This is a genomic window from Microbacterium oxydans, assembly GCF_900095745.1.
GTDB classification, from domain to species: Bacteria; Actinomycetota; Actinomycetes; order Actinomycetales; family Microbacteriaceae; genus Microbacterium; species Microbacterium oxydans_B.
In genome coordinates, this window is the sequence record NZ_FMIR01000014.1 from 94,149 (window position 1) to 112,615 (window position 18,467).

Below are 18,467 nucleotides of genomic sequence, written 5' to 3' on the forward strand. Positions count from 1 at the left end.
CTGTGCGTGAGGCGTGTGCGGCGGGATCAGCCGCGAGGAGCGGAGCCGTCGGCGCCGTCCTCGAGCAGAGCCTGCGCGGCGGCGACCTCGGCCGCGGGCGCCTGGGCCCCGACCGATGCTCCGGCCACGGCGGCGGCTTCTTCCTTCGCACTCTCGTCGTCGCCGGCCTCTCCGGTGACGACGACGGGCGTCGATCCGGTGAGAGCGTCTTCAGCGTCGATGTCGGTCGCTGCCTGCTCGAACTGCGACTGGTACAGACGCCAGTAAGCGCCCTGCGCGGCGATGAGCTCGTCGTGCGTACCCTTCTCCACGATGTCGCCGTGCTCCATCACGAGGATGAGGTCGGCGTCGCGGATGGTCGACAGGCGGTGCGCGATCACGAACGACGTGCGACCCTCGCGGAGCGCAGCCATCGCGTGCTGCAGCAGCAGCTCGGTGCGGGTGTCGACCGCCGACGTGGCCTCATCGAGGATGAGGATCGACGGCTGCGCGACGAACGCCCTGGCGATGGTGATGAGCTGACGCTCGCCCGCCGAGACGTTCGCGGCATCCTCGTCGAGCACGGTGTCGTAACCCTCGGGAAGGGCATGCACGAAGCGGTCGACGTAGGTCGCCTTGGCGGCGGCGAGAACCTCTTCATCGGTCGCCGTGGAGCGACCGTATCGGATGTTCTCGCGGATGCTGCCGGCGAACAGCCACGGGTCCTGCAGCACCATGCCGGTGCGTGAGCGCAGTTCGTCGCGGGTCGCCTCGGCGATGTCCTGACCGTCGAGGGTGATGCGTCCGCCGCTGAGCTCGTAGAAGCGCATGATCAGGTTGACCAGCGTCGTCTTGCCCGCTCCGGTGGGTCCGACGATCGCGACCGTCTGCCCCGGCTCCACCCGGAACGACAGGTCCCGGATGAGCGGGCGGTCGGGCGTGTACGAGAACGCGACGTTCTCGAACTCGATGACGCCCTTGCCCTCGACGAGCTCGGGAGCATCGGCGTCGTCCGCCTCCTGCTCGTCGGCGTCGAGCAGCTCGAACACCCGCTCGGCGGATGCCGTGCCCGACTGGACCACGGCAGCCATGCCCCCCAGCTCGGACAGCGGCTGCGTGAACTGCTGCGAGTACTGGATGAACGCCTGCACGTCGCCGAGTCGCAGCTGGCCGTTCGCCACCATCAGGCCACCGAGCACCGCGATGCCCACGTAGCTGAGGTTTCCGACGAACATCATCGCCGGCATGATGATGCCGGAGAGGAACTGTGCCTTGAAGCTCGCCTGGAACAGCTCTTCGTTCTCGACCTGGAACTTGTCCAGAGCATCTTTCTCGCGTCCGAAGACCTTCACCAGCGCGTGACCGGAGAATGCCTCCTCGACACGGGCGTTCAGTCGACCGACCTTGCGCCACTGCGTGCCGAAGGCCTTTTGCGAACGCGGTCCGATGATGCCGAAGATGACCGCCATGAGCGGCAGCGTGATGAGTGCGACGAGCGCGAGCTGCCACGAGATCGAGAACATCATGACGAGCACGCCGATCACGGTGAGCACCGAGGTGAGTGCACCGGAGAGCGACTGCTGCATCGTCTGCGTGATGTTGTCGATGTCGTTCGTGACGCGCGAGATCAGCTCACCGCGCTGCACCTTGTCGAAGTACGCCAGCGGCAGGCGGTTGATCTTCGCCTCGACCGACTCACGCAGTCGCCACATGGTGCGCACCATGATCACGTTGATGACGTAACCCTGGATCCAGGTGAGGAATGCCGCAGCCACGTAGATCGCGAGCACCGCGGCGATCACCAGACGCAGCGCCTCGAAATCGACGCCCTGGCCGACGGTGAAGTCGCCCAGCGCCCCGACCTGGTTCGCGAAGTCGTCCTGACCCGAACCACGCAGGGCATCGATCACGACGTCTTGCGGTGTGCCGGCCGGGAAGCCGGGGAAGTCGCCGTTCGGCTGCCCGAGCTGGATGGAGATGAAGCCCTTGTAGACGAGGTTCGTCGCTTCGGCGAGCACCTTGGGCGCGGCGACCGTGAGCACGACGCCCAAGGCGCCGAGGATCGACACGAAGACGAACCAGATCGCCGAGGGCTTCAGCAGCCCGATCATGCGCGCGAAGCTCGGACCGAAGTTGTCGGCCTTGCCCGGCGCCACGCTGTCCCAGTCACCCGAGTTCTGGCGCGCCTGCTCGGCGAGCTCGGCCTCGTACTGCTCCTCGGCCGACAGCTCGACCTCGGCCACTGCCGTCGCCGCCTTTCCGCGGCCGCGGCCGCGCTTGACCGCGCCCTGTTCGTTGTTCTGCTCGCTCATGCGTCCACCCCCAGCTGCGACTCGACGATCTCTCGATAGGTGTCGTTCGTCTCGAGCAGCTGCTCATGCGTGCCGACGCCGACCATGGTGCCGCCGTCGAGGACGACGATGCGGTCGGCATCCGTGATCGTGGAGACGCGCTGCGCGACCACGATCTTCGTCACGTGCGGGAGCTCCCGCCACAGCGCCTGGCGCAGCCGGGCATCCGTGGTGAGGTCGAGTGCCGAGAACGAGTCGTCGAACACGAGGATCTGCGGCTGGTGCACGATCGCACGCGCGATCGCGAGACGCTGCCGCTGACCGCCGGAGACGTTCGTGCCGCCCTGGGCGATGCGCGAGTCGAGCCCATCGGGCATCTCCTCGACGAAGTCGCGACCCTGCGCGATGTCGAGCGCGTGCCAGAGCTCTTCATCGGTCGCCTCCTCGCGTCCGTAGCGCAGGTTCGACGCGACGGTGCCGGTGAAGAGGAACGGACGCTGCGGCACGAGGCCGATGCTGTCCCACAGCGACTCGACGTCGGCCTCGCGCACATCCGTGCCGCCGACGTGGACGGAGCCGCCCGAGACGTCGAAGAGCCGCGGGATGAGCGAGATGAGGGTCGTCTTGCCGGAACCGGTCGAGCCGACGATCGCGACCGTCTCTCCCGGCTCGGCCGCGAAGCTGATGCCGCGCAGCACCGGGGAGTCGGCGCCGGGGTAGGTGAACTCGACGTCGTCGAGCGCGACTGCTCCGGGCACCGGGAACTCTCTGACGCCGTTCTCGGGGCGCGCCAGGGTGGACTCGGAGTCGAGCACCTCGCCGATGCGCTCGGCGGAGACCGCGGCGCGCGGGATCATCATCGCCATGAAGCTCGCCATGATGACACCGCCCATGATCTGGCCGATGTACTGCATGAAGGCGAACAGCGTGCCGACCTGCACCGTGCCGTTGTTGACCTCGATGCCGCCGAACCAGATGACCGAGACGACGGTCACGTTGAGGATGAGCATGAACAGCGGGAACAGCAGCACGAACAGCGAGCCGACCTTGCGGCCGACGACCATGATGTCGGTGTTGGCCCCGCGGAAACGCTCCTCTTCGATGCGCTCGCGCACGAACGCGCGCACGACGCGCACACCGGTGAGCTGCTCGCGCATGATGCGGTTGACGTTGTCGAGCTTGCCCTGGTAGCTGCGGAACAGCGGCACCATCCGGCCGATCACGAGCGCGGCGAGGATCAGCAGCGCCGGCACCGAGACCGCGATCAGCCAGCTGAGGCCGACGTTGGTCTGGATGGCGAAGAAGATGCCGCCGATCGCGAGCAGCGGGGCGGTGACGAGCATGGTGGCGCCCATCATCGCGAGCATCTGCACCTGCTGCACGTCGTTGGTGTTGCGGGTGATGAGCGAGCCGGCGCCGAACTGCGACACCTCGCGCTCGGAGAAGCCGCTGACCTTGCCGAAGACGTCGGCGCGGATGTCGCGGCCGGCGCCCATCGCGGCGCGCGCGGCGAAGAAGGTCGCGGTGACCGAGGCGATGATCTGCCCCAGCGACACGGCGAGCATGAACAGACCCGTGCCCCAGATGTAGGCGGTGTCACCCTGGGCGACGCCCTTGTCGATGATGTCGGCGTTCAGGCGCGGGAGGTAGAGGGTCGCCGCAGCGCTGGCGAGCTGGAACACCAGCACACCGAGCAGCAGCCACCGGTATCGGGAGAGATAGCGGAAGAGGATTTTTCCCAGCACAGGCGGACTTTCTAGGAAGGATGAAACGGCGGGTTTCTCGGCAGACGGATGCCGACCGACAACCGGCCACAAGACAGAGTGCCACGAACCGTGGACATTCGTATCCCCCTCGGGGCTGACCTTCGCTGACAGCGAACCCCTCCACCCGGAGATCATCGGTTTCTGCACGCCGGCGAAAAAATGAACGACCCGGACGGGGCATCTCTTGTGTTTACTCGTTGATACAACTTGTGATAGACATATGACACAAACGAGAACGGACCCCCAATGCTTCCGCACATCGCATCTCTGCTCGACCCGATCCCGCTGGTGGGCGCGCTCCTGTCGGTGCCGCTGGTCTCCCTGATCCTCGCGGCGATCATCGCGGCGGGGATCGCGGTCTCGCCCCGAGGGGCGGCACGGCGACGGAGCCGCGTCCGGCTCACGCCCTCGGCGTCCACCGCCGTGTCCGCCCGCTATACGCCGGAGCACCGCACCCTCGGCATCGCGGCGATCGCCGTGATCGTAATCTTCGCCGCCGAGAACCTGATCACGGGGTACGTCCTGGGGATGTTCGGCGTGAGCCTCAACGGCGTCGTCGGCTGGTGGCGGTACGCGACACCCGTCTTCACGGCATCCGTCGGCGTGGCCATCCTGCTGGCGATGATCGCGACACGAGGCAGCACCCCTCCCGAGCGCCCCGTCGTCTCCGCGCGCCGGACCTGGCTGACCTTCAGCTCCCGCGTGGGGTCGGTGGGCACCGCCCTCGCCCTTCTCGCCCTCACGACGACCACACTGCTCGCCGGACTCGCATCGTCGAACCTCAACGGCGGTCCGTATGTCTACCTCGAGATCGACGTCCCCAACGAGACCATCGATCCGATCCGGCCCTGGTTCTACGGATGGGCGTACGGCATCCCCGTGCTCATCTGCACCGCCGCCCTCATCGCCGTCGTCGTGGCGGCGCTGCAGGCCAACTCTGCTCGCGCGTTCCTCCGCCCGGAGACGGTCGTCGCCGAACAGCGCGAGCGTCGCGACGTCGCGAGCGGGATCAGCCGCCTCGCGGCATCCGCGGCCCTGCTCGCTCTGGCGGGCGCACTCCGGTTCATCGCCGAGGCGGGATCGGTCGCCGGGCTCACGGTCATGGGCGACGACCGCAGCGACACCTACGACGCGTTCTGGCGATACGGAGAGCTCGCCGCCATCGGCGGTTGGGTTGCTCCGGCGCTCGAGATCACGGGGTTCGTGATCCTGTTCCTCGTGACCGCGCAGCTGGCGCAGGGCTCCGCGTCCACCGCTCCGGCCCCGCGCACCGCCGAGTCGAGGGCCGCACAGTGAGCCCGAACCCGAAGCTGTCGCCGGCCGACGAGGCGAATCCGGCTCTCGACATCTACCGACAGCTGCGTGGCCTGATCGTCTCGGGACAGCTCGGCGCCGGCGAACGGCTGCCGACGGTGCGCCAGACCGCGAGCGATCTGGGCGTCGCTCCCGGCACGGCCGCACGCGCATACAAGATGCTCGAGGGTGAGGGGCTCGTGATCTCGCGCACCGCGGCGGGCACACGGGTGGCGGAGACCGCGGGTGTGCTTCCGGCATCCGTCATCCGTCGCATCCGCGAACTGGTCGAGGAGGCCGCATCCGTCGATGCCGATCCGGATGACGTGGTCGACGTGCTCCGGACGATCTGGCAGACGCGCACCCCGGATCCGTCCGTGGCCGACGAGGGCGCGTAGGTCCGGTTCCCGCCGCGCCGCGACCTCAGAACAGGGCCGGCTGCGGCACGTAGTCCCGGGCGGGGGCACCGGCGTCCGGAGCGAGCTCCGCCAGGGTCGGCGGGTCCCACTTCGGGTTGCGGTCCTTGTCGACCAGCTGCGCCCTGATGCCCTCGACGAGGTCAGGATGCTGGTTCACGAACCACAGCACCCGTCGGTACTCGCCCTCGAGTGCCGCGCGCAGGCCCGACATCTCCCTCGCCTCGCGCACGGCATCGAGGGTCACGGTGAGTCCGGTCGGCGCGAGGCCCTCCAGGAGGTCGGCCGTGGCGACGGCATCCGTGGTCCCCTGCCGACGCAGACGCGCGACGATCTCGGTCACGGTCGGTGCGGAGAACGCCTCGTCGATCCACTCCCGCGATGCCGGCAGCTGCGTGGGCTCGGGCGTCTCGTCGAAGAGCAGCACGATCTCGCTGGGCCCGGTCGGGTCCGCGCGGAAGGCGAGTGCTTCGCTCAGCGCCTCCAGGCGGTCCGAGGGCACGAAGTGGTCGGCGAAGCCGAGATACACGGCATCCGCGCCGTTCATCGTCGATCCGGTGAGTCCGAAGTACTCGCCGAAACGCCCAGGCGCCCGTCCGAGAAGCCAGGTGCCGCCGACGTCGGGCGTGAAGCCGATGCGGGTCTCGGGCATCGCGAGCTTCGACCGCTCCGTGACGATGCGGATGGCGGCGTGGCCGGCGAGCCCGATGCCGCCGCCCATGGTGATGCCGTCCGCGTAGGCGACGACCGGCTTGGGGTACTCGGCGATCATCGCGTTCAGGGCGTACTCGGCGCGGAAGAACTCCGCGGTCCGTTCGGCCTGCCCCGCCACGATCTGCCCGTGCAGCGCGCGCACGTCGCCACCGGCGCACATGCCGCGCTCCCCCGCGCCGTCGATCAGCACGATCTGCACATCGGTGTCGTCGCGCCATGCGGTGAGGGTTTCGGTGAGGATCCCGATCATCTCCGCGTCGAGGGCGTTGATCGCCTCCGGACGGTTGAGGGTGAGCCGCCCGAGTGCCCCTTCGGTGCGGGCGAGGACACGGGAGGCAGCCTGAGAATCGGTCACGCGTGCCAGGCTACCTCTCCCGAAGGGCGGTATTCCGCGCGAAATGCGGGATCCGACAGGCTTTTCCGGCAGGATAGGGAGGAACTGTTCAACGCGACGAGAGGTCACGATGCCCGAAGGACAGGTGCTGGAGTTCACGCACGTGACGAAGCGCTTCAATGAGGTGACCGCCGTCTCGGACTTCTCCGCGCGCGTCGAGCCGGGAGCCGTCACCGCCTTCCTCGGCCCCAACGGAGCCGGCAAGACCACCACGCTGCGCATCCTGCTCGGTCAGGTGCGCGCCACATCCGGAACCGCGACGATCGGCGGCACGGCCTACAGCGAGCTGCGTCAGCCGCTGCGCACGATCGGCGCCGTGCTGGAAGAGACCGCCTACCGCCCGCGGCGCACCGCCGAACGGCAGCTGACGATCGCCGCGAAGGCGAACGGCGTGCCCCTGGCGCGTGTGGGCGAGGTCCTCTCGCTGGTCGGTCTCGACGGTGAGGGCGACTCGCGGATCGGCGGATTCTCGCTCGGCATGCGCCAGCGGCTCAGCGTCGCGCACGCGCTTCTCGGCGACCCCGGCGCCCTGGTCTTCGACGAGCCGGCCAACGGGCTGGATCCGGAAGGCATCCGCTGGATGCGTCTGCTGATGCGCCGCCTCGCGGACGAAGGGCGCACGGTGCTCGTGTCGTCGCACGTCCTCAGCGAGGTGGAGCAGGTCGCCGACAACGTGCTCGTGCTGTCGAAGGGCCAGCTGGTGCTGGCCAGCGGCATCGAGACCCTGGCCGACCCGAAGGGCGGCTCCGTCATCGTCGATGCCGCGGATCGTGATGCGCTCAGCGCCGCTCTCTCCGAAGCCGGGTTCGACATCGAGGTGCTGCGCTCGGGCCTGACCGTCCGTGGCGGTGACGCCGGCACGGTCGGCGCTGTGGCCGCCGAAGCAGGCATCGCCCTGAGCACGCTCGTGCAGCGCGGACCGACGCTGGAAGACGTCTTCATCGACCTGATGCGTGGCGGTCGGCACGCGCCGCCCGCCTACCAGGGACAGTCACAGGCGCCGATCGCTCCGCCCGTGGCCGCCGAGGCCCTGGCCGCCGACGCCCTGGCCGCCGACGCCACCCTCGCACCGAACGAGTCCGTGGTCGCGATCCCCGTCGCCGCAGCGGCAGCATGGGCGGCCGAGGCCGCCGCAGCTCCCGCCGATGAGGCCGTCGCCGACGATCTCGCCGCGGTGGGCACCGCCCGCACCGACGGCGACTCCGAGGAAGACGGTGACTCCGAGGAAGACGCCGGCGACGATCCCGCCACCGACGAGTCCACGCCCGCGGATGAGGTTCCTGCCGCCGACGACGCGCACGCTGAGCCTGCCGAAGCGAATGCCGACGTAGCCGACGAGGCGAATGCCGATGAGGCGAATGCCGACGAGGCGAGCGCGGACGAATCCGAGTCCACCGAGCCCCCGGCACGGTCCTTCGACGAGATCCTGTTCGGGGCGGCGGCGCCAGCCGCGGCCGATGCGCCAGCCGCGGCCGATGCGCCGACGCTCACCGAGGAGGCACGCCACAGCGTTGCCGAGATCTTCGACACGTCGGATGACGAGCACGCCGCGGACGAGGCTTCCGAGCAGCAGCCTGCCGACGTCGAAGACACCGACGACCATGCCTCGGGCGTCGAGATCTTCGCCGACCTCGCCGACAGCTCCGATGCCGACAGCTCCGATGCCGACAGCTCCGATGCCGATGCCGACGACGACGCGTCAGACCTCGACGCCGCTGACCTCGACTCCTCGGACAGGCCGGAGGCCGCCGATGAGGCTGTCGACGAGGACCCGCGCTCCGCTGCCGTCAGCTCGATGCTGGCCGCCGCCGCACGCGCCTACTACGAGGACGAGCCGAAGGACTATCCCCTCAGCCCGGCATCCGAGGAATCGGCAGGTGACACCTCGACCGAGAACGCCCACTGGAGCATCGCCTCCACCGGCGTCATCGACACCGTGCCCCTGGCCGCATCGGATGAGGCAAGTGACGAATCCGGCGCCGAGGAGAACCACGAGGGTGGCGAGAACCACGACGGTGGCGAGAACCACGACGGTGGCGACAACCACGAAGGTGACGAAAACCACGAGGGCGACGAGAACCACGAGGGCGACAACCACCACGGTTGAGCTCCAGCGCCGACGAGAACCGAGAACGCCCTCCCGACCACATGGTCGCGGAGGGCGTTCCTCTGTTCGGTCAGCGGCGGTCGTAGCCGGCCGCCCCGTCGTCAGGCGGGTCGGGGGCGGATGACCGGCCGACGGCTGCCCTTCGGGACGGCGGTGGGCGAGGTCGCCACGATCTCTTCGACGTCTGCCGGCTCGGTCGACACGTCGAGACGCAGCGCCTGGGTGAGCGAGAGTCCGTGCCGTGTGGTCAGGATCAGGCGGCGGTACTGCTCGTCGCCCTCGAGGTCGATCACGACGCTCGGACGACGTTTGCGGATCAGCACGAAGTCCAGGCTGCCCGCCGCCTTCCAGCTGCCGGCGGCGAGGATGCCGGGGATGTGCGTGCCGGGGTTCGGGACGCCCCGCAGCCACGTCCACGCGTCGTCCGTGAGCTGGACCTTGGTGATGGTGTCGCGGGCGATGCGGACGTTCTCCCGGTGGAAGGTGGCCGCCCGTTCGAGCGGCGAGAGCACGACTTCGAGTTGCGTCTGGTCCAGCAGCAACGTCACCATGCACTCAGTCTGCCAGCGCGGCCCTGCCAGTTGTCTGGAAGTTGCTCACAGGAACGCAACGATCCCTTGTCGATTGCCACCATTCACCCGGAGCCTCGCTCCCGGTTCGCCGGAATCGAGAGCTAGGGGGTTGCCGCAGCAGCGGCCTCGGCGGCCGCCGGGAGCGCCGCCTCGATGAGCTGGAGCTCGCGCTCGCCGTGCGCGGACGTGAGGAACCAGGCCTCGAAGACACTCGGCGGAAGAGCCACTCCCTGCTCGCGCAGGGAGTGGAAGAACGGGGCGTAGCGGAACGACTCCTGCGCCTGCGCCTCGGCATAGTTCCGCGGCTCGGACGCTCGGAACGACGCACTGAAGAGGTTGCCCGCTCGAGCCACGGCGTGCGTGACGCCGGCCGAGATGAGCGCAGCATCGAGGGCGGTCGATACCCGGGCGGATGCCGCATCCACCGTGGCGTACACCTCGGGGGTCGCGAGTCGCAGCGTCGCCAGGCCCGCCGCGACGGACAGCGGGTTCCCCGACAGGGTTCCCGCCTGGTAGACCGGGCCGAGCGGTGCGAGCAGGTCCATGACCTCGGCGCGACCGCCGAGCGCGGCCAGGGGCATGCCCCCGCCGACGACCTTGCCGAACGTGAAGATGTCGGGCAGATAGTCTTCGCCCGCCGCCGCCTGCAGACCCCAGAACCCTGCCGGGTGCACACGGAAACCGGTGAGCACCTCGTCGAGGATCATCAGGGCGCCGTGCGCGTGCGCGGTCTCGGCGATCAGCCGGTTGAAGCCGGGCAGCGGGGCGACGACACCCATGTTCGCCGCCGACGCCTCGACGATCACCGCGGCGATGCGCGGGCCGTGCTCGGCGAACACCGCGGCCAGCGCCTCGGGGTCGTTGTAGCCGATCACCAGGGTCTGCGCGGCGATCGGCGCAGGGACACCGGCCGAGCCGGGGAGCGCCAGCGTCGCGACACCCGAACCCGCCTCGGCGAGAAGCCCGTCGGAGTGGCCGTGGTAGTGCCCGGCGAACTTCACCAGTAGGTCGCGGCCGGTCGCACCGCGCGCGAGACGGATCGCCGTCATGGTCGCCTCGGTGCCGGTCGACACCAGACGCACACGTTCGATGGGACGGATCTCCCCGAAGCGGACCCGGTCGGCGATGAGCGCCGCGAGCTCAACCTCGCCCTCTGTCGGGGCACCGAACGAGAGTCCTCGAGCCGCGGCCTCCTGCACCGCCGCGACGATCTCCGGGTGCGCATGCCCGAGAAGAGCGGGGCCCCACGAGGCGACGAGGTCGACGTACTCGCGCCCCGCGGCATCCGTCACCGTGGCACCCTTCGCCGAAGCGAGGAATCGCGGCGTCCCCCCGACCGACCCGTAGGCGCGCACGGGCGAGTTGACCCCACCCGGGATCACCGCGCGGGCAGCAGAGAACAGGTCGTCATTGCGATCGGTCATGAGGACTCCTCGGAGATATCAGTCGCGCAGCCAGCCGGCGGCCTCGGTCGCCCAGTACGTCAGCACGGCATCGGCACCCGCACGACGGATGGAGAGCAGGGATTCGAGCACGGCTGCCCGGCGGTCGATCCAGCCGTTCGCGCCGGCGGCCTCGATCATCGCGTACTCGCCCGACACCTGGTACGCCCACACCGGGATGCTCACCGTGTCGCGCACCTCGCGCAGCACATCGAGGAAGGCCATCGCCGGCTTCACCATGACGATGTCGGCGCCCTCGGCCTCGTCGACGACGGCCTCGCGGACGCCCTCGCGCCGGTTGCCCGGATCGAGCTGATACGTGCGGCGGTCGCCCTTGAGCTGAGAATCCACCGCCTCGCGGAACGGTCCGTAGAAGGCGCTCGCGTACTTGGCGGCATAAGCCAGGAGGAGGGTGTCGGTGAAGCCCTCGGCATCGAGCGCCGCGCGGATCACCGCGACCTGGCCGTCCATCATCCCCGACAGCCCGAGCAGCTGGGATCCGGCGCGAGCCTGGGCGAGAGCCATCGAGGCGTAGCGCTCGAGCGTCGCATCGTTGTCGACCGAACCGTCGGCCGCGAGCACGCCGCAGTGGCCGTGGTCGGTGAACTCGTCCAGGCACAGGTCGGTCTGCACCACCAGCGCATCTCCGACCTCGGCGGCCAGCGCTTCGGTCGCGATGTTCAGGATGCCGCGCGGATCGTCGGCACCGGACCCGCGAGCGTCGCGCACCGCCGGCACACCGAACAGCATCACGCCGCCGACGCCCGCCTCCGCCGCTTCGACGGCGGCAGCGCGCAGCGAGTCGATCGAGTGCTGGGCGACCCCGGGCATCGAGCCGATCTGCACCGGCTCCGCGATGCCTTCGCGGACGAAGAGGGGCAGGACGAGCTGTCGGGGCTGCAGCGAGGTCTCGCGAACGAGATCGCGCACGGCCCGCGACTGACGCAGGCGCCTCAGTCGGACATCGGGGTAGCTCACGGCGCGAACTCGTCGGCCGCGTGCGGAAGTGTGAAATGCGAGACCGCGTCGATCAGTGCATCGACGGTCTGCCGGTCGGCCACCACCGACACCGGGAGGCCCGCGCGCTGCGCATCTTTCGCGGTCCGCGGTCCGATCGCCGCGAGCAGCGTCTCGTCGGGGATCTCCGGGAACTGCTCGCGCACCTGCTCGGCGACCGAGCCGCTGGTGATGAGGATCGCGTTGATGCGGCCGTTCTCGACGTCGCGGCGGATGCGCTCGGTCACCGGAACACCGACCGTGCGATAGGCGACGACGCTGGCGACCTCGTGGCCCGCCTTGGCGAGCTGCTTGCTCAGGACCGGCTTCGCGATCTCGCTGCGCAGGGCCAGGATGCGGCGCGGTGCGGTCTCGAGCGCGATCAGCTGCTGCGCCATACCCTCGGCCGAGTTGTCCTGCTCCGGCACCAGAGCGACCTCGTAGCCGACGGCCTGCAGCGCAGCGGCAGTCGTCTCTCCGACGGCCGCGATCTTGGTCGTACGGGGGACGATGGCACGGTGCGCGAACAGCACGTCGACCGTCGTGGCGCTGGTGATCGTGAGCCAGTCGAAGGAGCCGGCCGCCAGTTCCGCCAGGGCGGCGTCGAGCGCCGCCTGATCGGTGGTCGGCGCGAAGTTGATGAGAGGCGCGACCACGGGCACGGCGCCCTGAGCGCGGAGGCTCGCGGCGACACCGTCGCCCCACGGCCCGCCACGCGGCACCAGGATGCGCCAGCCGTCCAGCGGTCGGTCGTGCTTGATTTCGGAAGTGGTCATGAGGGTTTATTGCTCTCGGGGTACGAGGCCGGCCGCCCCTTGATCGAGCAGCCGACGGGCAACAGTGAACCCGAACTCGCGCGCTGCGTGCATCGGGTCTGCACCATCGGCAGCATCCGCTCCATTGCCACTGCCGTTCCGACGAATATACTCCCCGTTCAGGTCTTCGGTGACGTCGAGGCCGATCCGGCGCCCACCATCGACGGCGTAGACGACGGTCCTGACACGGATCGAGGAGCCGTCGACCACGGCGTGCGCGGCCATCGGCGCCTGGCATCCCGCGTCGAGTCCTTCGAGGATCGCGCGCTCCACCGTGATGGCGAGTCGGGTGTCGAGGTCGTCGAGACCGGCGAGTGCCGAGCGCAGCTCCTCGGGCGCATCCTCCCGCGTCTCGACGGCCAGGGAGCCCTGGCCCGGCGCGGTCGGCCACTCGGCGAGACCGAGCTCTTCGCGTCGCAGCGGAGACTTCGCCCCGAGCCTCGAGAGCCCTGCCGCAGCGAGGATCACCGCGTCGAGTTCGCCGGAGGTGACCCGCGCCAGCCGGGAGTCGACGTTGCCACGGATGTCGACGACCTCGGCACCCGGCGCGCGCCTGCGCACCTGGGCGATGCGGCGCGGCGAGCCGGTGCCGACCGTGCTCCCGGAGCGCAGCTCATGCAGCGGGATGCCGTCGCGGGTGAGCACCACATCACGCGGGTCCTCCCGCTTCGGGGTCGCCGCGATCACGAGTCCGTCGGGGATCGCCGTCGGCAGATCTTTCAGGGAGTGCACGAGGAAGTCGCACTCCCCGGCGAGCAGGGCCTCGCGAAGACGCGTCGCGAAGATGCCCTGGCCACCGATCTCGGAGAGCGAGGCGCGGTTGGTGTCGCCCTCGCTGGTGATGGGGACGAGTTCGACAGGGCGGCCCGATATCTTCTCGAGGGCCGTGGCGACATGACCGGACTGCGCTTGCGCGAGCGCGCTGCGACGGGTGCCCAGACGGATGGGGGTGCTCATGGCGCTTACTGCAGAACGTCCGCGATCTCGTCGAACCGGAGTCTGCGCCCCGTGTAGAAGGGCACCTCCTCCTTCACGTACAGGCGGGCGTCGGTGTAGCGGAGGTCGCGCATCAGGTCGACGAGGTCGGTGAGCTCATCGGCCTCGAGCGGCAGCAGCCACTCGTAGTCGCCGAGCGCGAACGAGGCGACCGTGTTGGCGAGGACGCCGGTGAACGCGGCGCCCTTGCGGCCGTGGTCGGCGAGCATCTTGCGACGCTCCTCTTCGGGGGCCAGGTACCACTCCGGCGTGCGCACGAACGGGTACAGGCACAGCCAGTCCTTCGGCTCGACTCCGCGGAGGAAGCCGGGCACGTGGGCGCGGTTGAACTCGGCGTCACGGTGCACGCCCATGACGTTCCACACCGGGAGGAGCGGGCGGAGCAGCTCGGTGCGGCGCAGACGACGCAGCGCCTTCTGCAGCTCCTCGGCGGTCTCGCCGTGCAGCCACACCATGAGATCGGCGTCGGCCTTGAGGCCCGAGACGTCGTAGAAGCCGCGGACGGTCACGCCGGAGTCCTCGATGTAGGCGACGATCGTCTCGAGCTCGGTCGACTCGGTCTCCGTCACGGGAACGTCGGGGTTTCGTCGCCAGACGGCCCAGAGGGTGAAGCCGGACGGGTTCTCATCGCGCTCTTCGGACATCATGCTCCCCAGTCTGCCTCGTTTACGCAGGAGCCGCTAATCACCCCGACCGGGGTAATCAGCGGCATCCTGGAATGACGTCGTCAGCGCGAGATGGCGCGCGCGATCGCCCAGACCGCGCCTCCCACGACCGCGGCGATTCCGACGGTCGCAGCGATCGCACCGAGCGGATTGCGGTCGGCGAAGACCCGGGCCTTCGCCGCAGCGCGCGTCGATGCCTTCTCGACGCGGCGGGGGATGTTGCCCTTCACCTCGATGGCGGCCAACGCGGCCTTCAGCTCGGCTCGAGCAGAGGTCACCGGGTCGATGATGCCTGCGGGAACGACGGTGCGCGGCAGGGACTCAGAATTCGTCATCGCCGGCCTCCTTCACGAGTCGGATGTCTTCGGCGACGGCCTGTGCCGGGTTCTGACGGCGGAGGACCTTGCGGAACTTCAGGATGCCGAGCAGCGCGAACAGCAGCACGGCGAGGATCAGGATGCCGAACACGACGATCGCCGACAGCCACACGGGCCACCAGGAGGAGAGGCCCGCGATCGCGAAGACCAGGATCACCGGCACCGCCCAGAACAGGAAGAACAGCGCGACGACGAACCACACGGAACCGATGCCGGCATCCTTCGAGGTGCGCGAGACCCACGCCTTGGCGGCGTCGATCTCGGCCTTGACCAGATTCGTGACGAGTTCCGGCAGATCCCCGAGGAGGGTCAGCAGGCTGTCGTCGGCACGATCTCGGTATCCGCGGGGCATGTCAGGCGCCGGTCTTCTTGGGCGCGGACTTGGCGGCAGTCGACTTCGTGGCCGTGGACTTGGAGGCGGCCGGCTTCGACGCGGGCTTGCTCGTCTTGGCGGTCGCCTTCGCGGCCTCGACAGCCTCTTCGGTCGCCTCAGCCAGGTCTTCCGCTGCCTCGCGACCGGTGGCGATGGCGGAGTCGAGGCGCTGCCCCGGAGTGCCATTGCCGGTCACCGACTTGGCCACCTTGACGACGCCGGTCCAGAGGGCGCCCGGCACGGCCGCAGCCTTGTCACCGACGAAGCCCTTGACCTTGGAAACCTGCTCCTGCACGGGATCGAGTTCCCATACCTTCAGCCACTGCGTCTTGATCTGCTCATAGCGCTCACGTCCGGCACGGGTGCCGAGGACGTAGCCCACGCCGAGTCCGACGACGAGTCCGATCTTCCCCTTCATGGGGTCTCCTCACCTAGTTCCGGTTGTCCGGCCTGCTTCGCCCGGCTTGGATGGCCCGCAGGCTTCCGCTCCCCACGACCAGGCTCCCAGCGTAGCCCCGTATGCCGATTTCGGCATCTATGGGTCAGAGGGTTGACACAGAGCGTGCACTCACTCCCACAACAGGGCGCGGCGCAGGCGGTCGGCTTCGTCGCGCGCATCCGGGATCACCTGTGCGAGGCCCGTGCCGGCGAGCCAGGCGCCGACCGCCGCGATACCGGGGACGGCCTGCACCGCGGCACGCGCGGCGGCGCGACGCTCACCGGAACCGATGATCGACGCCGGCTGCGACTGCACGAAACGACCGCGGTGCGTGGCGATCACGGCCTCGGGGGCGAGGGCGACTCCGAGCATCGTGGCGGCTTCGGCCCGCGCGAGATCGGCGGCGGCCTCGTCGCTCAGCGCCGCCGTCGCGGCGGGCTCGCCCTGCGCACCGAACGAGACCCGGACGAGGTGTCGCCGCCCTGCGGCTTCCCGCACCCAGGCCCACTTCGCGGTCGAGTGCGTGAGCGCCTTGGCCGTGTGGCTGCCCGGAACCGTGAGCACCCCGGTGCCGCGCGGTGCGGCATCCAGCGCGGGCGCGTCGAGCAGGAGGGTGACGATCTCGATCTCGGGCGACGAGGCGACCTCGGCGTTCTTCAGCGCCGGCGCTGCGGCAGAGAGGAGCGCCCGGGCGGCGGTCTCGGGGGTGGCGACGATGACGGCGTCGGCGGCGATCTCCTCGATCACGGGCTCGACCTCGACCGCCTCGGCCGCATGCAGCTCGGCGACCAGCGGACCGGTCTCGTCAGCCGCCGCGGGGGCGATCTCGGGTGCGGCCTCGGTCTCGACGTCCCAGCCCTTCGCGGTCTTGCGGATGCCCCGCACGCGCACGCCCGTGCGCACCTCGGCCCCGAGACGGGTCAGGTCGTCGGCCAGCGCATCGACGAGCCCGCTCATGCCGCCGGACAGGCCCTCGACCGCGGCGCCGGGGGTCTTCGCCGCCGTGGCGACGCCGGCCTTCGCTGCCGCATCGTCCCGAAGAGATTGCACCGCACCGGACAGCGACCCGACGCGGGTGAGCGCGGCGTTGAGGCCGGGGGCCGCGATGTCGATGTCGACGTCGTCGGGAGATGCGGAGTAGACGCCGGTGGTCACGGGAGCGACGAGGCGGTCCCGCACCTTCGATCCCATCCGCGAGGAGACCAGCTTGCCCAGGCTCAACTGGTGGCCGATCGTGAGCGGCGGACGCACTCGGTCGAGGTAGGCGCGCCAGACGCCGGACCACCCGAGGATGCGGCGGACGTCGTCCTGGAACGGGTTCGCGGGGATGCCGAGGATCCCGCCGACCGGCAGCGGTGCCGCGCCGACGCCAGGGATGCCGGCCAACCAGGCGCCGCCCGGCCGCGGGGCGACGATGCGCTCGGCCAGTCCGAGTTCTTCGACCAGCGCGCGCACCAGGCCGCCCCTGGTCGCATAGCTCTCGACGCCGGCATCCACCACGACTCCGTCGAGCTCGATCCGGCGGATCGCCCCACCCAGTTCGCCTGTGGCCTCGAGCAGCGTCACCTGCATGCCGACCTTGGCGCACTCGCGTGCGGCGACGAGTCCGCCAATGCCGCCGCCGATGACGACGACGTGCTTCTCCGCCGCGCGGGCGGCGAGGTCGGACGGCTCGGCGGAAGACGGCTCAGAGGTCATGCGGTCAATTCTCCCATCGGGCCGTCTCGGCCTGAGCCTCAGACGGTGTGTGCCAGCTCGACGATGCGGGTGAGCTGGTCGGGGTCGGTCTCGGGCGGGACGCCGTGGCCGAGGTTGAGGATGTGTGCCGGGGCCGCGCGGCCACGCTCGATCACGTCGCGCACGTGCGCCTCCAGCACCGACCAGGGGGCGGAGAGAAGTGCGGGGTCGATGTTGCCCTGCACCGTGACATCCGGTCCGAGGATCGCGGCGGCCTCATCCAACGGCTGACGCCAGTCGACCCCGACGCCGTCGGCGATACCGTCGAGCCGCATGTCGGCGAGGAACGGGCCCGTGCCGACGCCGAAGTGGATGGTCGGCAGGCCGATGCCGTCGAGTGCCGCGCGGGAGTGCGGGGCGACGAACGCGCGGTAGTCCGCCGTGCTCAGCGAGCCGGCCCAGCTGTCGAAGAGCTGCACGACGGATGCTCCGGCGTCGCGCTGCGTCTCGAGGAAGCGGCGCGAGACCTTCGCGAGCCAGCCGGCGAGGCGGTTCCACGAGTCGGGGTCGGAGTGCATCATCGCCCGTGCGCGCAGGTGCTCCTTGGAGGGGCCGCCCTCGACGAGGTACGCCGCGAGGGTGAAGGGGGCGCCCGCGAAGCCGATCAGCGGGGTATCGCCGAGTTCAGCCGTGACGAGGCGCACGGCCTCCGCGATCGCCGCGCCGTCGAGGCCGTTGGGATCGATCGCGGTGATGCGATCGACGTCGGATGCGGTGCGCACCGGGTTCGCGAACACCGGCCCGCGCCCCGGCTCGATCTCGACGTCGACACCGGCGAGGCGCAGCGGGATGACGATGTCGCTGAAGAACACGGCCGCGTCCACACCGTGCCGACGGACGGGCTGCAGCGTGATCTCGGCGGCGAGGTCGGGAGTGAGACAGGCGTCGAGCATCCGCGTCCCGACCCGCAGGTCGCGGTACTCCGGCAGCGACCTGCCGGCCTGCCGCATGAACCACACCGGAACGTGGGCGGGGCGGTCGCCGGAGAGGGCGCGCAGGAGCGGAGCGTCGGAAAGAGCCATGCTCCCATCCTCCCATTCCGCCCTTATGGGGCCGCCGAGTTCGCCCGGTCGAATCCCGGTCGCCGCGCACTCC

General features: G+C 69.8%; 17 protein-coding genes. 3 read left to right on the forward strand and 14 right to left on the reverse strand.

Annotation, left to right across the window (positions count from 1 at the left end; all coding sequences use genetic code 11):
• Nucleotides 1–26: 26 nt before the first annotated feature.
• Nucleotides 27–2,291, reverse strand: coding sequence for an ABC transporter ATP-binding protein (locus tag BQ2383_RS06895; RefSeq protein ID WP_091031603.1), 2,265 nt, complete (start codon nucleotides 2,289–2,291; stop codon nucleotides 27–29).
• The gene (locus BQ2383_RS06900) at nucleotides 2,288–4,015 is read right to left on the reverse strand and encodes an ABC transporter ATP-binding protein (protein WP_091031608.1); all 1,728 of its coding nucleotides are present in this window, start codon (nucleotides 4,013–4,015) and stop codon (nucleotides 2,288–2,290) included. Before BQ2383_RS06900 ends, BQ2383_RS06895 begins: the two co-directional genes overlap by 4 nt.
• 267 nt (nucleotides 4,016–4,282) lie before the next feature.
• Here BQ2383_RS06900 and BQ2383_RS06905 point away from each other — a divergent pair, with 267 nt between their 5' ends.
• The gene (locus BQ2383_RS06905; RefSeq protein WP_091031611.1) at nucleotides 4,283–5,332 is read left to right on the forward strand and encodes a hypothetical protein; all 1,050 of its coding nucleotides are present in this window, start codon (nucleotides 4,283–4,285) and stop codon (nucleotides 5,330–5,332) included.
• Complete coding sequence (locus BQ2383_RS06910) at nucleotides 5,329–5,727, forward strand: GntR family transcriptional regulator (RefSeq protein ID WP_091031614.1); 399 nt, start codon at nucleotides 5,329–5,331, stop codon at nucleotides 5,725–5,727. The genes BQ2383_RS06905 and BQ2383_RS06910 overlap by 4 nt, the downstream gene beginning before the upstream one ends.
• Before the next feature lie 25 nt (nucleotides 5,728–5,752).
• On the opposite strand, the gene BQ2383_RS06915 is transcribed toward BQ2383_RS06910, so the two are convergent.
• Nucleotides 5,753–6,814 carry an enoyl-CoA hydratase/isomerase family protein gene (locus tag BQ2383_RS06915; RefSeq protein WP_091031618.1) on the reverse strand — a complete coding sequence of 354 codons (1,062 nt, stop codon included), beginning with the start codon at nucleotides 6,812–6,814 and terminating at the stop codon, nucleotides 5,753–5,755.
• A 109-nt stretch (nucleotides 6,815–6,923) separates the two neighbouring features.
• Here BQ2383_RS06915 and BQ2383_RS19440 point away from each other — a divergent pair, with 109 nt between their 5' ends.
• A complete protein-coding gene (locus BQ2383_RS19440; RefSeq protein ID WP_208617633.1) occupies nucleotides 6,924–8,960 on the forward strand; it encodes an ATP-binding cassette domain-containing protein in 2,037 nt (678 codons plus the stop codon).
• 101 nt (nucleotides 8,961–9,061) lie between these two features.
• Here BQ2383_RS19440 and BQ2383_RS06925 read toward each other — a convergent pair whose 3' ends face one another.
• From BQ2383_RS06925 to hemE, 11 genes are all read right to left on the reverse strand, one after another.
• Nucleotides 9,062–9,511, reverse strand: coding sequence for a hypothetical protein (locus tag BQ2383_RS06925; RefSeq protein WP_091031622.1), 450 nt, complete (start codon nucleotides 9,509–9,511; stop codon nucleotides 9,062–9,064).
• A 122-nt stretch (nucleotides 9,512–9,633) separates the two neighbouring features.
• Nucleotides 9,634–10,956 (reverse strand): glutamate-1-semialdehyde 2,1-aminomutase, encoded by a 1,323-nt coding sequence (gene hemL / locus BQ2383_RS06930; RefSeq protein WP_091031626.1) that lies wholly within the window; start codon nucleotides 10,954–10,956, stop codon nucleotides 9,634–9,636.
• 18 nt (nucleotides 10,957–10,974) lie between these two features.
• Nucleotides 10,975–11,952 (reverse strand): porphobilinogen synthase, encoded by a 978-nt coding sequence (gene hemB, locus BQ2383_RS06935; protein ID WP_091031629.1) that lies wholly within the window; start codon nucleotides 11,950–11,952, stop codon nucleotides 10,975–10,977.
• The gene (locus BQ2383_RS06940) at nucleotides 11,949–12,746 is read right to left on the reverse strand and encodes a uroporphyrinogen-III synthase (protein WP_091031633.1); all 798 of its coding nucleotides are present in this window, start codon (nucleotides 12,744–12,746) and stop codon (nucleotides 11,949–11,951) included. Before BQ2383_RS06940 ends, hemB begins: the two co-directional genes overlap by 4 nt.
• A gap of 6 nt (nucleotides 12,747–12,752) precedes the next feature.
• On the reverse strand, nucleotides 12,753–13,742 hold the full coding sequence (gene hemC / locus BQ2383_RS06945; RefSeq protein WP_091031637.1) for a hydroxymethylbilane synthase: 990 nt from the start codon (nucleotides 13,740–13,742) through the stop codon (nucleotides 12,753–12,755).
• Nucleotides 13,743–13,747: 5 nt separating this feature from the next.
• Nucleotides 13,748–14,428, reverse strand: a complete 681-nt coding sequence (hemQ, locus tag BQ2383_RS06950; protein ID WP_091031640.1) for a hydrogen peroxide-dependent heme synthase — start codon at nucleotides 14,426–14,428, stop codon at nucleotides 13,748–13,750.
• A gap of 80 nt (nucleotides 14,429–14,508) precedes the next feature.
• Nucleotides 14,509–14,781 carry a hypothetical protein gene (locus tag BQ2383_RS06955; RefSeq protein WP_091031644.1) on the reverse strand — a complete coding sequence of 91 codons (273 nt, stop codon included), beginning with the start codon at nucleotides 14,779–14,781 and terminating at the stop codon, nucleotides 14,509–14,511.
• Nucleotides 14,768–15,175 (reverse strand): phage holin family protein, encoded by a 408-nt coding sequence (locus BQ2383_RS06960; protein ID WP_029261236.1) that lies wholly within the window; start codon nucleotides 15,173–15,175, stop codon nucleotides 14,768–14,770. Before BQ2383_RS06960 ends, BQ2383_RS06955 begins: the two co-directional genes overlap by 14 nt.
• 1 nt (nucleotide 15,176) lies before the next feature.
• Nucleotides 15,177–15,614 (reverse strand): hypothetical protein, encoded by a 438-nt coding sequence (locus BQ2383_RS06965; RefSeq protein WP_091031652.1) that lies wholly within the window; start codon nucleotides 15,612–15,614, stop codon nucleotides 15,177–15,179.
• A 150-nt stretch (nucleotides 15,615–15,764) separates the two neighbouring features.
• Nucleotides 15,765–17,333, reverse strand: coding sequence for a protoporphyrinogen/coproporphyrinogen oxidase (locus tag BQ2383_RS06970; protein WP_091031655.1), 1,569 nt, complete (start codon nucleotides 17,331–17,333; stop codon nucleotides 15,765–15,767).
• A 38-nt stretch (nucleotides 17,334–17,371) separates the two neighbouring features.
• A complete protein-coding gene (gene hemE, locus BQ2383_RS06975) occupies nucleotides 17,372–18,394 on the reverse strand; it encodes a uroporphyrinogen decarboxylase (protein ID WP_091031658.1) in 1,023 nt (340 codons plus the stop codon).
• Nucleotides 18,395–18,467 lie beyond the last annotated feature (73 nt).

Coding starts and splice junctions, on each gene's coding strand:
- hemC (WP_091031637.1), bottom strand. CDS start 13,742: ATGAGCACCCCCATCCGTCTGGGCACCCGTCGCAGCGCGCTCGCGCAA.
- hemL (WP_091031626.1), bottom strand. CDS start 10,956: ATGACCGATCGCAATGACGACCTGTTCTCTGCTGCCCGCGCGGTGATC.
- BQ2383_RS06940 (WP_091031633.1), bottom strand. CDS start 12,746: ATGACCACTTCCGAAATCAAGCACGACCGACCGCTGGACGGCTGGCGC.
- BQ2383_RS19440 (WP_208617633.1), top strand. CDS start 6,924: ATGCCCGAAGGACAGGTGCTGGAGTTCACGCACGTGACGAAGCGCTTC.
- hemQ (WP_091031640.1), bottom strand. CDS start 14,428: ATGATGTCCGAAGAGCGCGATGAGAACCCGTCCGGCTTCACCCTCTGG.
- BQ2383_RS06970 (WP_091031655.1), bottom strand. CDS start 17,333: ATGACCTCTGAGCCGTCTTCCGCCGAGCCGTCCGACCTCGCCGCCCGC.
- hemE (WP_091031658.1), bottom strand. CDS start 18,394: ATGGCTCTTTCCGACGCTCCGCTCCTGCGCGCCCTCTCCGGCGACCGC.
- BQ2383_RS06905 (WP_091031611.1), top strand. CDS start 4,283: ATGCTTCCGCACATCGCATCTCTGCTCGACCCGATCCCGCTGGTGGGC.
- BQ2383_RS06925 (WP_091031622.1), bottom strand. CDS start 9,511: ATGGTGACGTTGCTGCTGGACCAGACGCAACTCGAAGTCGTGCTCTCG.
- BQ2383_RS06955 (WP_091031644.1), bottom strand. CDS start 14,781: ATGACGAATTCTGAGTCCCTGCCGCGCACCGTCGTTCCCGCAGGCATC.
- BQ2383_RS06965 (WP_091031652.1), bottom strand. CDS start 15,614: ATGAAGGGGAAGATCGGACTCGTCGTCGGACTCGGCGTGGGCTACGTC.
- BQ2383_RS06895 (WP_091031603.1), bottom strand. CDS start 2,291: ATGAGCGAGCAGAACAACGAACAGGGCGCGGTCAAGCGCGGCCGCGGC.
- BQ2383_RS06960 (WP_029261236.1), bottom strand. CDS start 15,175: ATGCCCCGCGGATACCGAGATCGTGCCGACGACAGCCTGCTGACCCTC.